This is a genomic window from Microbacterium sp. CCNWLW41 (assembly GCF_037083505.1).
The window spans coordinates 96,818-110,202 of the sequence record NZ_JBAOJP010000005.1; the positions used below are offsets into that span (position 1 = coordinate 96,818).

The following is a 13,385-nucleotide window of genomic DNA, read 5'->3' on the forward strand; positions in this document are numbered from 1 at the left end:
CCCGCGCCCGGCGCCGGGCGCCGGGGACCGCCGTCACACGGGCCGAGTGCCGTTCGGCCGTGGGTAGGGTGAAAAGGTGCCGCATCCCGGCCCATCGCTCCACCCCCCGAAAGCCTGCACCATGACTTCTGCGCCGCCCGTCGCCTCGCCCCCCGCCGCGATCGCCGCCTCCGACTCCATCCGCCTCGTCCTTGACACCGTCGAGGCGCGCAACCCGCACGAACCGGAGTTCCTGCAGGCGGTGCACGAGGTGCTCGAGTCCATCGCGCCGGTGCTGGAAGCCCACCCGGAGTTCGTCGACGGCGGCATCCTCGAGCGGCTCGTCGAACCCGAGCGCCAGATCCTCTTCCGCGTGCCGTGGGTCGATGACACCGGACGCCTGCAGGTCAATCGCGGCTACCGGGTGCAGTTCTCGTCGGTCCTCGGCCCTTACAAGGGCGGCCTGCGGTTCCACCCGTCGGTGAACCTCTCGATCATCAAGTTCCTCGGCTTCGAGCAGATCTTCAAGAACGCCCTCACCGGCCAGGGCATCGGCGGCGCCAAGGGCGGCAGCGACTTCGATCCCCACGGCAGGTCGGACGCCGAGATCATGCGCTTCTGCCAGTCCTTCATGAACGAGCTCTACCGCCACCTCGGCGAGCACACCGACGTGCCGGCCGGCGACATCGGCGTCGGCGCCCGTGAGATCGGATACCTGTTCGGCCAGTACCGCAAGGTGACCAACCGCCACGAGTCGGGCATGTTCACCGGCAAGGGCGTGCAGTGGGGCGGCGCCGAGGTGCGCACCGAGGCCACCGGCTACGGCGCGGTCTTCTTCGTCGACGAGATGCTCGGCGTCCACGGCGAGACCCTCGAGGGCAAGCGGGTCGGCGTCTCGGGCTCGGGCAACGTGGCGATCTACGCCATCGACAAGGCACGCCAGCTCGGCGCGACGCCGGTGACGGCATCCGACTCCTCCGGCTATGTCGTCGACGACGCCGGGATCGACGTCGACCTCCTCCGGCAGATCAAGGAGATCGAGCGCGCGCGCATCTCGGAGTACGCGGCGCGCCGCTCCGGCGCGCGCTATGTCGAGGGCGCGCGTCCCTGGGAGGTGCCGGTCGACGTGGCGATCCCGAGCGCGACGCAGAACGAGCTGGAGGCCGAGGACGCGCGCGCGCTGGTCGCGAACGGGGTGCGCGCGGTCGCCGAGGGCGCCAACATGCCCTCGACGCCCGAGGCGATCGAGCTGTTCCAGTCGGCGGGTGTGCTCTTCGGCCCCGGCAAGGCCGCGAACGCCGGCGGCGTCGCGACGTCCGCCCTGGAGATGAGCCAGAACGCGGCCCGACAGCGCTGGAGCTTCGACGACAGCGAGGCGAAGCTGCGTGCCATCATGGCCGACGTGCACGACTCCGCGTTCGCCGCCGCCGAGAAGTTCGGTCACCCGGGCGACTACGTCGTCGGCGCCAACTGCGCCGGCTTCGAGCGCGTCGCGCACGCGATGCTGGCTCAGGGCGTCATCTGAGCCGACCGCGGCTTCGCGAGCCTCCGGGCCGATGTGTCAGGATCGGCGTCGTGAGCATCCACGTGAGCGCCGACAACTTCACCCGCGCCGAGACGGACCGCATGTTCCGCGACCTCCAGCACAAGGCGGGCGGCGTGAACCGGTTCGTGCACAATCGGACGCCTGCGGCGATCGACGACCAGACCGTCATCCGGCTCAACCGCGACACCCTGTACAGCTTCGCCGTGGTGGATGCGACCGCCGGCGCGACGCTGACGCTCCCGGAGCACGGAGACCGCTACCTGTCCGCGATGGTGCTCGACCAGGATCACCACGTCGTGGCGGTCTACCACGATGCCGGTGCGTACCAGCTGAGCGCAGCCCGACCGGGCAGCCGCCACGTCGTGGTGGCCGTGCGGACGCTCGTCGATCCCGGCGACGCCGACGACCTGGCTGCCGTGCACGAGATCCAGGACGCCATGGGTCTGACAGCAGCCTCCGCTGCCGCCTTCGACTATCCGGACTACGACACCGGCTCGCTCGACGAGACCCGCGACGCCCTCCTGGCACTCGCCCGCAACCTGACGTCGTTCGACCGCACCTTCGGCACGCGGGACGAGGTCGACCCGATCCGTCACCTCATCGGCACCGCCGCGGGCTGGGGCGGGCTGCCCACCAGCGAGGCGGTCTACGTCAGCGAGGATCCCCGCCTCCCCGTCGGCCGGTACGAGCTCACCGTCGGCGAGGTGCCGGTCGACGGATTCTGGTCCATCTCGGTCTACAACGCCGCCGGCTTCTTCGAACCGAACGACCGCGACGCGTACACGGTGAACAACATCACCGGCGTGCGCAATCCGGACGGGTCGACCACCGTGCGCTTCGGCGACTTCCCGCCCGGGACGGCCAACGCGATCCCCGTCACCGAGGGCTGGAACTACCTGGTGCGCCTCTACCGGCCGCACCCCGAGGTGCTCGACGGCTCGTGGACCTTCCCGCGCCTGGAGGCGTCCGGCTCCTGAGTCCGGCGCACCGCCGCCCGATCAGGCCGTCGCCGCCTCGGCCGCCGTCTTCTCGGGCCAGAGCTGCTCGATGAGCTGCGCCACCCACGCGACGAGCTCGTCGTCGCCGAGCTGCTCGCCGCCTGCGGTCGGCAGGGGCACGACCAGCGCCTCGCCGCCGGCGACGACCTTCGCCTTCGGGTGCAGGCGCTGCAGCCGCACCCGCATCGAATCGGGCAGGTTCGCCGGCGCGATGCGCAGGTTCGGACCCATCGCGACGACATCGGCGAGGCCGGCCTGACCGGCGCGGCGCCGCAGCCGCGCCACCGCGAGCAGCCCCTCGACCTCCGCCGGCGGCTCCCCGTAGCGGTCGGTCAGCTCCTCGATCACCAGGTCGATCGCGTCGGGCGCCGCGGTGACGGATGCGGCCGCCGACAGCTTCTGGTAGGCCTCGAGACGCAGTCGCTCGCTGTCGATGTACGAATCGGGTATGCGCGCCTGCACCGGCAGCTCGAGCCGGAGCTCCGTCGGGCCCTCGGTGTCCTCGCCCCGGAAGGTCGCCACGGCCTCGCCGATCATGCGGAGGTACAGGTCGAACCCGACGCCGGCGATGTGCCCGGCCTGCTCGGCGCCGAGGAGGTTGCCCGCGCCGCGGATCTCGAGGTCCTTGAGCGCCACCTGCATGCCCGAGCCCAGGTCGTTGTTCACGGCGATCGTCTCGAGGCGGTCGGCCGCCGTCTCGCTCAGCGGCTTCTGGTCGTCGTACAGGAAGTACGCGTACGCCCGCTCGCGCGCACGGCCGACGCGGCCGCGCAGCTGGTGGAGCTGGCTCAGCCCGTACTTGTCGGCGCGGTCGATGATGATCGTGTTGGCGTTGGCGATGTCGAGGCCGGTCTCGATGATGGTCGTGGAGACCAGCACGTCGGCCTTGCGCTCCCAGAAGTCGTCGACGACCTGCTCGAGCTGGTGCTCCCCCATCTGCCCGTGCGCGACGACGATCCGCGCCTCCGGCACCAGCTCGGCCAGCTGCGATGCGACGCGCTGGATCGACTGCACGCGGTTGTGGACGTAGAAGATCTGCCCCTCCCGCAGCAGCTCGCGGCGGATCGCCGCGGCGATCTGCTTGTCGTTGCGTGGGCCGACGTAGGACAGGATCGGGTGCCGGTCCTCCGGCGGCGTCTGCAGCGTCGACATCTCGCGGATGCCGGTCACAGCCATCTCGAGGGTGCGCGGAATCGGCGTCGCGCTCATCGCGAGGATGTCGACGTTGGTCTTGAGCTTCTTCAGCTGGTCCTTGTGCTCGACGCCGAAGCGCTGCTCCTCGTCGATGATCATGAGGCCGAGGTCCTTGAACAGCACCTTCTCGGTGAGGATGCGGTGCGTTCCGATGACCATGTCGACGGTGCCGTCCGCGAGGCCTGCGACCACGTCGCGCGCCTGCTTGTCGGTCTGGAACCGCGACAGCGCCCGCACCTTGACCGGGAACCCGGCGAACCGCTCGGTGAAGGTCTCGAGGTGCTGCTTGACCAGGAGTGTCGTGGGCACCAGCATCGCCACCTGCTTGCCGTCCTGGATGGCCTTGAAGGCCGCGCGCACGGCGACCTCGGTCTTGCCGAATCCGACGTCGCCGGACAGCAGCCGGTCCATCGGGATCGGCTTCTCCATGTCGGCCTTGATCTCGTCGATCGTCTGCAGCTGATCGGGGGTCTCGGCGAAGGGGAAGGCCTCCTCCAGCTCCCGCTGCCACGGGGTGTCGGGGCCGAACGCGTGCCCCTTGGACGCCATGCGCGCCGAGTACAGCTTGACGAGCTCGACGGCGATGTCGCGCACCGCGCGACGGGCCTTGCTCTTGGCCTGCGCCCAGTCGCTGCCGCCCATCTTCGACAGCGACGGCGCTTCGCCGCCGACGTAGCGCGAGAGCAGGTCGAGCTGGTCGGTGGGCACGAACAGCTTGTCGCCCGGGTAGCCGCGCTTGGACGGCGCGTACTCCAGCACGAGGTACTCGCGCACGCTCTTCACGGCGTTGCGCCCGCCGCTGGAGACCTCGCGCTGGGTGAGCTCGACGAACCTGCCGATGCCGTGCGTGGCGTGAACGACGTAGTCGCCGGCCTTGAGCTGCAGCGGGTCGACGACGGTCTTGCGTCGCGACGCGAGCTTCTTCACGACACGGCTGTCGCCGCCGATGGTCCTGCCGTAGAACTCCGACTCGGTGAGCACCGCGAGCTTGGCGTCGGGGAACTGGAAGCCGCGCTCGAGGACGCTCACCACGACGTGGGCGATGCCGGGTTCGGGGGCGTGGTGCACCTCGTCGACCTTGCGCGCGGCGATGCCCCGCTCGGCGAGGACATCGCGCGCCCGCTCCACGAGGCCGGCGCCCGACGCGGCGACCACGACGCGCCACCCTTCGGCCAGGAGCGCGCCGACATGCTCGGTGGCGCCGTCGACGTTGCCATGGAATGAGGGCACGGGGGCGCCGGGGACGCGGATCGCCGCAGCGGCCTCGAGCGCGACGTCGACGTCGTCGTCGATCGCGGCGTCGAGGAGGCCTTCGGCCACGGCATCGGCCTGCCCGGAGTCGAACGAGCTCATCCGCCACCAGACACTCCCCCGCTCGCGCGCCGCCTCGCGGAGCTCGGGAAGGGTGAGGAAGTCGCCGGCACCGAGGTCGACCGGAGTCCGGGCGCCCGCTGTCGCCGCGCTCCAGGCCGCGTCCAGGAACTCGCGGTTGGTCTCGCCCAGCGTGATCGCGCGCGTGACGGCGCGCTCGGGATCGACCAGCGCGACGGCGGATCCTTCGGGGAGGTAGTCCGCGAGGGTCACGAGGTCGTCGACCACGGCCGGAAGCAGCGACTCCATCCCCTCGACCGGGATGCCCTCGGCCATCTTCTCGAGCATCGCGGCGAGTCCGGGAAACTCGTCCTTGAGCTGTCGCGCGCGTCCGCGCACGGCCTCGGTGAGAAGGAGCTCCCGGCTCGGCAGCAGCGTGACCTCGCGCACATCCCCGGCGAGGGAGCGCTGGTCGGCCACCGAGAAGGCGCGGATCTGGTCCACCTCGTCGCCGAAGAACTCGACGCGGTACGGGTGGGCGGCCGTCGGCGGGAACACGTCGAGGATGCCGCCGCGTACGGCGAACTCGCCGCGTCGCGACACCATGTCGACCCGGTGGTAGGCGAGCTCCACCAGTCGCGCCGACACCTCGCCGAGGTCGTGCCCGCGGCCGCCGACGACGATCTCGATCGGCTCGACGTCGTCCAGTCCCGCCGCCAGCGGCTGGATCGCGCCGCGCACCGATGCGGTCACCACGAGCGGCGTCGAGGCGTCCCATCGTGCGATCCGGCGGAGGATGTCGAGGCGGGCGCCCACCGTCTCTGCGCTCGGGCTCAGCCGCTCGTGCGGCAGCGTCTCCCACGCCGGGAAGTGGAGCACCTCGGCTCCGGGCAGCAGCGCTCCCAGCGCAGGCCCGAGGGATTCGGCACGGCGCCCCGTCGGGGCGATCACGAGCACGGCAGGCGGACGCCCGGCCGCGCGCCGGCGTTCCACAAGCGCCGCCAGGAGGGGGGCGTCGAGGCCCTCGACGAGCGAGAAGTCGGCGTCGACGGATGCCGCGGCCACAGCGTCCCGGAACGGTTCAGCCTGTTCGAGGGCGCGCACGATCCCGGGAACTGTCACCGCACGAGTCTACGACGCGCCGCCGACACCGGGCGCCGCGAGCCAGGGGCGGGGCGGCCGCGAACGTCGTCGGCGCTCCTAGGATGAGTCGCGTGAGCGATCCCTCGCAGCCCTCGGCCACGCCGGCCCCGCCCCCGCCCGCACCCCCGCAGACGTGGGCGCCGCCCGGAGCGGCACCCTTCGGTCCTCCGCCCGCCTCCGCGTACGCGCCCCCGCCGGGCTATGCGCCGCCCGCCGGGTTCGGCGGCACTCCCGGCGCCGCGCCGGCCATGTCGCCCTCCGCGGCACCCGCACCCGCGCGGCGCCGCGGCACGCTCGGACTCGTCGCCCTCGGCCTGGCTCTCATCGCGACGGTCGGCGCGAGCCTGCTCGCGGCGGTCGCCGCGTTCAACATCGGGCTCGGAGCGGGTCGCGAGATCAGCGCGCGCACCACCACCGGCGATTTCGACTGGTCGATCCTCTCGCCCGTGCGCGATTGGGTGCTCATGGGCGAGATCGCCTTCTGGGCCGGCACCGCGCTCGGCCTGTGGGCCCTCATCCAGGGCGTGGTGGCCATCGTGACCTCCCGCGGACGGGGAGCCGGCATCGCGGCGGTGATCATCGCCGCTCTCGGCCCCATCGCCTACGGCGCGGTGGCGCAGGGCTTCCTGACGGCCGGCCTCGCCGCCGCGGGCTGAGCCCGGAGCTACTCGCGGGGCGCGTGGTGCTTCTGCTGCGCGGCGAGGAGTCCCTCGTCGACCAGCTGCTCCACGGCGTCGGCGGCGTCGCCCAGGAGGATCGGGAGGTTCTTGCGCTCGGTGGCGCCGAACGGGTCGAGCACCCAGTCCGCCGGGTCCTGCCGGCCGTGCGGGCGGCCGATCCCGACGCGCACGCGCGGGAACGCCGGGGTGTCCAGCGCTTTGGCGACGTCGCGGACGCCGTTGTGACCGCCGTGGCCGCCGCCGACCTTCAGCTTGATGGTGTCGAACGGGATGTCCAGCTCGTCGTGGATCACCACGACGTGCGCGGGGTCGATCCCGTAGAACTTCGCCAGCCCCGCGACGGGACCGCCCGATACGTTCATGAACGTGTTCGGCTTCGCCAGCACCAGCTTCGCGCCGCCCGGCCGCAGCCACGTCTCGACCACGCGGGCGTTCGCCTTGTGCGTCTTGAAGGACTCGCCGCGCCGTCCCGCCAGCTCGTCGACCACGAGCTGGCCGACGTTGTGGCGGGTCAGCTCGTATCGGGGCCCCGGGTTGCCCAGGCCTACGATCAGCCACGCCTCTGCCATGACTTCCATCCTGCCCGACCGGGCGTCCGGCCCGGATCGAGCTCGTCGTGGAACGGGACGAGGGGGTGCGGCATCCGCACCCCCTCGCCTGAAAAGCGCTCCGAGGCTTACTCGGACTCGTTCTCCTCGGCCGGGGTCTCGGAAGCCTCCGACTGCTCGGCGGCGACCTCGGCGTCGGCCTCGGCGATCTCGTCCTCGGCGGCCAGCGTGGCAGCGGGGACCGAGATGGCGACGACGAGCATCTCCGGGTCGGCGGCGAGGGTCGCGCCACGGGGCAGCGTGAGCTCGCCGGCGGTGATGTGCGTGCCCTCCTCGAGGCCCTCGACGTCGACCTCGATGTGCTCGGGGATGTGGGTCGCCTCAACCTCGAGCGCCACGGTCTGCGCGTCCAGGTTGACGATCGTGCCGGCGAAGGGCTCGCCGTTGACGATGACCGGGACGTCGACCTGGATCTTCTCGCCCTTCTTCACGACGAGGAGGTCGATGTGCTCGATGATCTGGTGCACCGGGTCCTTCTGGACGTCCTTCACCAGCGTCAGCTGCGCCTTGCCGTCGAGATCGAGCTCGAGCACCGCGTTGGCGCGGCGGATGAGCAGCGACACCTGGTGGCCCGGAAGGGCCACGTGGACGGGATCGGTGCCGTGGCCGTAGATGACGGCGGGGATCTTGCCGGCGGCGCGCAGGCGGCGGGCGAAGCCCTTGCCGAAGTTCTCGCGCAGCTCGGCCTGGACCTTGGTGTCGACCTCAGTGGACATGGGTTCTCCTTGCGGGCCTGGGGCCCGTTGTCGCTCGGCCCGCGAGGTGGCGGACCGTGGGTATCGGGGGTGTCTTCGACTCGAACGCGCGCGCGTGAGGAAAGCCGGGGGCCCGCATCACCGCGTCGATCACGGATGCCGCAGCCCGCCGGTGGCCGACAGGCGCGAGGCATCCCTCGCCGAAGTTCGACACGAGTCTACCAGCGCCCCCACTACGATGAGGAACGCACCGACTTCCCGCTCACACGGAGGACCCCATGGAATACGGCTTCTGGTCTCACGCCCTGCTCTGGCTGATCGGCGCGATGGCCGCGGTCGGCGCCCTCGGGACGGCGCTGGCCTTCTGGGGCCTCGGGCGTCAGGCGTACCGCAACAAGGACTGAACGGGGCTATCGGAGCGCCGGATACCGGCGGATCGCGTGAACCGCGGCGTCGACGACGTCCGCCAGCGGCGGGTCCCCCGCCACCACCACGCCCGGCTCCTCGGGCTCCAGGTGCTCCAGCGTCTTCAGCTGGGAGGCCAGCAGCGACGACGGCATGAAGTGCTCGCGCGTCGCCATGCGCCGGGCCAGCTCGCGGGTGGACGTCCGCAGCTCGACGAAGACCGTCGCCGGTGCGCCGGAGAGGATGCGCTCCCGATAGCGTCGTGCCAGCGCCGAGCACGCGACCACGACTCCACCGGGCGCGTCGTGGAGCTCGGCGGCCACCACGTCCAGCCACGGCATCCGATCCGCGTCGTCCAGCGGCACCCCGGCGGCCATCTTCGCCACGTTCGCCTCCGGGTGCAGGTCATCGGCATCCACGAACGGGAGAGCGAGGCGTGCGGCCACCGCGCTCCCCACCGCGGACTTCCCCGAGCCGCTCGGACCCATCACGACGATCCGGGGGCCTTGCGCAGCGGGACTGCCGGCGGTCGCGCCGGAGTGAGACGGGATCACCCCGCCACGGTAGCCGACGGCCGCCCGCACGTCACAACCCGGCTGCGTGCCGTGTGAGCTTCCGGCCGCTGCGGCGTAACACGGAGCCGTCAGACTCTAGGCTGAAAGCGACGACTCAACCCCAGGAGCACGCGTGTCTTCCAACGATCCTTCGCTGACCGGCGAGCAGGCCCAGACCACCATCTCGACGGATCAGGACCAGGCGCCTGATGAGGCGACGACGGCGCACGAGGCCGCGCCCGCGCCCGAGGACGTCGAGCGCCCCACCCCGGAGCCGGAGGGCCCGGAGCTCGCCGTCGCCGCGACGGCGAACATCGGCGTGGTGGGCCTGGCGGTGATGGGCTCGAACCTCGCCCGCAACCTCGCCTCCCGCGAAGGCAACACCGTGGCCGTGTACAACCGCAGCCGGTCCAAGACCGACGAGCTGACCGAGACGCACCCGGAGGCGGGCTTCGTTCCCGCGTTCTCATACGAGGAGTTCGCCGCGTCGCTGCAGAAGCCGCGCGCGGCGATCATCATGGTGAAGGCCGGCCGCCCCACCGACGCGGTCATCGACTCGCTGGTCGAGGTGTTCGAGCCCGGCGACATCATCGTCGACGGCGGCAACGCCCTCTTCACCGACACCATCCGCCGCGAGAAGGCCGTCCGCGAGACCGGCATCAACTTCGTCGGCGCCGGGATCTCCGGCGGCGAGGAGGGCGCGCTCAACGGCCCGTCGATCATGCCCGGCGGCTCGGACGAGTCGTGGGTGACCCTCGGACCGATCCTCAAGTCCATCGCGGCGGTCGCGGAGGGCGAGCCGTGCGTCACGCACGTGGGTCACGACGGCGCCGGCCACTTCGTGAAGATGGTGCACAACGGCATCGAGTACGCCGACATGCAGCTCATCGCCGAGGCCTACGACCTGATCCGCCGCGGCACCGGAAAGACGCCGGCAGAGATCGCCGAGGTGTTCGCCGAGTGGAACCGCGGCGAGCTGGAGTCGTACCTGATCGAGATCACCGCCGAGGTCCTGCGCCAGGTGGACGCCGCGACCGGAGAGCCCCTGGTCGACGTCATCCTCGACCAGGCCGGCGCCAAGGGCACCGGCGCGTGGACCGTGCAGACCGCGCTGTCGCTCGGCGTCCCGGTCTCGGGCATCGCCGAGGCCACCTTCGCACGGTCGCTCTCCAGCCACCCCGAGCAGCGCGCGGTCTCCCGCGGCCTGCCCGGCCCCGCTGAGGGCCTCCAGGTCGACGACCCCGACGCGTTCATCGAGGACGTCCGCCTCGCGCTGTACGCGTCGAAGATCGTCGCCTACAGCCAGGGCTTCGACGAGATCCGCGCCGGTGCCGCCGAGTACGGCTGGACCATCGACCTCGGCGCCGTGTCGAAGATCTGGCGCGCAGGCTGCATCATCCGGGCCCAGTTCCTCAACCGCATCGCCGAGGCCTACGACCAGACCCCCGACCTGGCGGTGCTGCTGACCGCCCCGTACTTCGCCGACGCGCTCGGCCGCGCCCAGGGCGCATGGCGCCGCATCGTCTCGGCGTCTGCGAACTCCGGCGTCCCGGCTCCCGCGTTCTCGTCGTCGCTGGCCTACTACGACGGGCTGCGCGCCGAGCGCCTCCCCGCCGCGCTGATCCAGGGCCAGCGCGACTTCTTCGGCGCCCACACCTACAAGCGCATCGACAAGGAAGGCACCTTCCACACGCTGTGGTCGGGCGACCGCACCGAGATCGAGGCGGAAGACACGCACTGACGCACCGCCTGAGCGGACAGAGGGCGGATCCCCGGCCGGGGATCCGCCCTCGGCGTCTCAGGCGGCCTGTCCGTCCGAACCCGGCCGGCCGTCGCCCTCGGGCTGCACGTTGTGGTTGCGGCAGAAGACATTGCCCGGGTCCCACGTGCGCTTGACCGCCGCCAGTCGCGCCATCGTCGCCGGCGGGTAGATTCGCGCGGCGTAGGAGGGGTCGGTCGACACCGTGAAGTTGCCGTACACGCCCGAGCCGCTCGCCTCGATGGCGTCCCACGCGGCCAGCGCCCGCGCCCGGGCGTCGTCGTCGACCATGCCCGGGATGTCGAACGCCCCCGCCATGGCGAACCACGTCGCGTTGCGCGCCGGGAACGCGGAGTCGTCCTGGGCGACGTCCCCGTACGCCCCGCCGAGCGACCGCAGCAGCACGACCGATGCCGGGTTCGCCTCTCGGAACGAGACGATCCGATCGATCGCGTCATCGTCGAGGTCCGCCACGAGCGTGTTCCCCCCGAGGAACCCCGGCATGGGCTGGTCGGGGTCGAACTCGGGCGCCTCGAGCAGCACATCGGGGTAGCTCTGCACGCCGAACTCGAGCTCGGACACCCCGGGGGCTTCGGCGAGCGGCCCGAGCGCGCGGCGCGCCGCCTCCTCGTCGGTGCCGATCCACACCGCGGTAACCGTGGCGCCGGCAGGAGCGTTCGGGTCCATCGGCGGGACGTCCATGTAGGTGACGGTCAGCTCGCGCGGAGCGTCTGCGAGGATGTCGCGCAGCACCCGCAGCGCGGGCCGTGCGTCGGCATCGATGCCGTAGACGGCGTGCACCACGCCGTTCAGCCGGTGCGCCTCGAAGTCGAAGCGCGTGACGACGCCGAAGTTGCCGCCGCCGCCGCGGAGCGCCCACAGGAGCTCGGGATGCGAGGCATCCGTCACCTCCGCCACCTCGCCACGGGCGGTCACGAGCTGCGCGCCCACCAGCTGGTCGCACGCGAGCCCCCACGCGCGCACCATCCAGCCGATGCCGCCCCCGAGGGTGAGGCCGCCGACGCCGACGGACGCGGTGTCGCCGGAGCTGAGTCCGAGGTCGTGCTCGGCGAGCGCGTGCGCGACGGCACCCCACCGCGCACCGCCCCCGACACGCACCCGCGTGCCCTCGACGGAGATGGCGTCCAGCGCCGAGATGTCGAGGGTGAGACCGCCCGGGACCTCGCCCCACGCGCTGTGGCCGCCGCCGCGGATCATGACCTCGAGGCGCTCGGCCGAGGCGTAGCGGATGGCCCCTCTCACGTCGTCGACGGTGGAGGCCCGGATGACGGCGGCGGGCGAGCCGATGCCGGAGTGGAAGCGACGTGCGGACTCCCACTCGGGGTCGCCCGGACGGATGACGGTGCCGCCGGAGGCGGCGCTGAGATCGTCGTTGCTCATGCGCGCCAGACTAGGGGGCGGGACCGACATCGCGCACGGGGTCCGTCCGCGGCGGGCGTCGGCGTCGAGGCGCGTCGCCCCTGGTCGGGCGTAGGCTCGCGAGGGTGACGAGCATCCTCTACATCGGCGGTACCGGAACCATCAGCGCGGCGTGCGTCCGCCGCTCCGTCGCCCTCGGGCACGACGTCGCGGTGCTCAACCGCGGCAGCGCCCGGCGGCCCATCCCGCCCGAGGCGGAGCTGATCGAGGCCGACATCCGCGATGCCGCAGCGGTGCGCGCCGCACTGGGCAGTCGGCGCTTCGACGTGGTCGCGGAGTTCCTGGCCTTCACGCCCGACCACATCGCTTCCGATCTCGAGCTCTTCGAGGGGCGCACCGGGCAGTACATGTTCATCAGCTCGGCCTCGGCGTACGAGAAGCCCCCGCGGCGGGTGCCGGTCACCGAGTCGACGCCGCTGCGCAATCCCTATTGGCAGTACTCGCGCGACAAGATCGCGTGCGAGGACGTCCTGGTCGCCGCCCACCGGGAGCGGGGGCTTCCTGTCACCATCGTCCGCCCCTCGCACACGTACGACGAGCGTCTGCTCCCCACCCTCGGCGGCTGGACCGACATCGCCCGCATGCGCGCGGGGCGTCCCGTCATCGTGCACGGCGACGGCACGAGCCTGTGGACGATCACGCACAGCGACGACTTCGCGGTCGCGTTCACGGGGCTCGTCGCGAACCCCGCGGCGATCGGAGAGGCGTTCACCATCACCGGAACGCACGCACCGACCTGGAACCAGATCTACGGCTGGCTGGCCGAGGCTGCGGGCGTGGCCGACGCCGACATCGTCCACGTCGCCTCCGACACGATCGCGGCGTTCGCCCCCGACCTCGGTCCCGGCCTGATCGGAGACAAGGCGCACTCGATGCTGTTCGACGTCTCGAAGGTGACCGAGCTCGTGCCGGAGTTCCGCACGACGGTCACGTTCGACGAGGGGGCGCGGCGGATCCTGGCGTACTACGACGCCGCCCCCGGCGCCCGCCGGGTCGACGAGGACCGCGACGCGCTGTTCGATCGCATCGCGGCCCACGCGCGTTCGGCCGGCTGACGCCGGATCCGATCCCCG

At 71.8% G+C, this 13,385-nt stretch carries 11 protein-coding genes; 6 read left to right on the plus strand and 5 right to left on the minus strand.

Annotated features, from left to right (window positions below; genetic code table 11):
* Positions 1 to 121: 121 nt before the first annotated feature.
* Together gdhA and V6R91_RS18910 are read left to right on the plus strand one after the other, a co-directional pair.
* Positions 122 to 1,504, plus strand: coding sequence for an NADP-specific glutamate dehydrogenase (gene gdhA, locus V6R91_RS18905; RefSeq protein ID WP_336396462.1), 1,383 nt, complete (start codon positions 122 to 124; stop codon positions 1,502 to 1,504).
* Between the two features lie 50 nt (positions 1,505 to 1,554).
* A complete protein-coding gene (locus V6R91_RS18910; protein WP_336396463.1) occupies positions 1,555 to 2,502 on the plus strand; it encodes a DUF1214 domain-containing protein in 948 nt (315 codons plus the stop codon).
* 21 nt (positions 2,503 to 2,523) lie between these two features.
* Here the strand turns inward: V6R91_RS18910 and mfd are convergent, their stop codons facing one another.
* Complete coding sequence (gene mfd, locus V6R91_RS18915; RefSeq protein ID WP_336396464.1) at positions 2,524 to 6,150, minus strand: transcription-repair coupling factor; 3,627 nt, start codon at positions 6,148 to 6,150, stop codon at positions 2,524 to 2,526.
* Between the two features lie 92 nt (positions 6,151 to 6,242).
* Between mfd and V6R91_RS18920 the strand changes: the two genes are divergently transcribed.
* The gene (locus tag V6R91_RS18920) at positions 6,243 to 6,827 is read left to right on the plus strand and encodes a hypothetical protein (RefSeq protein WP_336396465.1); all 585 of its coding nucleotides are present in this window, start codon (positions 6,243 to 6,245) and stop codon (positions 6,825 to 6,827) included.
* 8 nt (positions 6,828 to 6,835) lie between these two features.
* Here the strand turns inward: V6R91_RS18920 and pth are convergent, their stop codons facing one another.
* Positions 6,836 to 7,420, minus strand: coding sequence for an aminoacyl-tRNA hydrolase (gene pth / locus V6R91_RS18925; RefSeq protein WP_336396466.1), 585 nt, complete (start codon positions 7,418 to 7,420; stop codon positions 6,836 to 6,838).
* 107 nt (positions 7,421 to 7,527) lie between these two features.
* Positions 7,528 to 8,175: a 50S ribosomal protein L25/general stress protein Ctc gene (locus V6R91_RS18930; RefSeq protein ID WP_336396467.1), complete on the minus strand. Its 648-nt coding sequence runs from the start codon at positions 8,173 to 8,175 to the stop codon at positions 7,528 to 7,530.
* Between the two features lie 257 nt (positions 8,176 to 8,432).
* Between V6R91_RS18930 and V6R91_RS18935 the strand changes: the two genes are divergently transcribed.
* Positions 8,433 to 8,558: a hypothetical protein gene (locus V6R91_RS18935; RefSeq protein WP_336396468.1), complete on the plus strand. Its 126-nt coding sequence runs from the start codon at positions 8,433 to 8,435 to the stop codon at positions 8,556 to 8,558.
* Between the two features lie 6 nt (positions 8,559 to 8,564).
* Here V6R91_RS18935 and V6R91_RS18940 read toward each other — a convergent pair whose 3' ends face one another.
* Positions 8,565 to 9,047 carry a gluconokinase gene (locus V6R91_RS18940; protein ID WP_336396767.1) on the minus strand — a complete coding sequence of 161 codons (483 nt, stop codon included), beginning with the start codon at positions 9,045 to 9,047 and terminating at the stop codon, positions 8,565 to 8,567.
* 199 nt (positions 9,048 to 9,246) lie between these two features.
* Between V6R91_RS18940 and gndA the strand changes: the two genes are divergently transcribed.
* Positions 9,247 to 10,854: an NADP-dependent phosphogluconate dehydrogenase gene (gene gndA / locus V6R91_RS18945; RefSeq protein ID WP_336396469.1), complete on the plus strand. Its 1,608-nt coding sequence runs from the start codon at positions 9,247 to 9,249 to the stop codon at positions 10,852 to 10,854.
* 57 nt (positions 10,855 to 10,911) lie between these two features.
* On the opposite strand, the gene V6R91_RS18950 is transcribed toward gndA, so the two are convergent.
* Positions 10,912 to 12,273: an FAD-binding oxidoreductase gene (locus V6R91_RS18950; RefSeq protein ID WP_336396470.1), complete on the minus strand. Its 1,362-nt coding sequence runs from the start codon at positions 12,271 to 12,273 to the stop codon at positions 10,912 to 10,914.
* A gap of 104 nt (positions 12,274 to 12,377) precedes the next feature.
* On the opposite strand from V6R91_RS18950, the gene V6R91_RS18955 reads away from it, so the two are divergent.
* Complete coding sequence (locus V6R91_RS18955) at positions 12,378 to 13,367, plus strand: SDR family oxidoreductase (RefSeq protein ID WP_336396471.1); 990 nt, start codon at positions 12,378 to 12,380, stop codon at positions 13,365 to 13,367.
* The last annotated feature ends 18 nt before the right edge of the window (positions 13,368 to 13,385 follow it).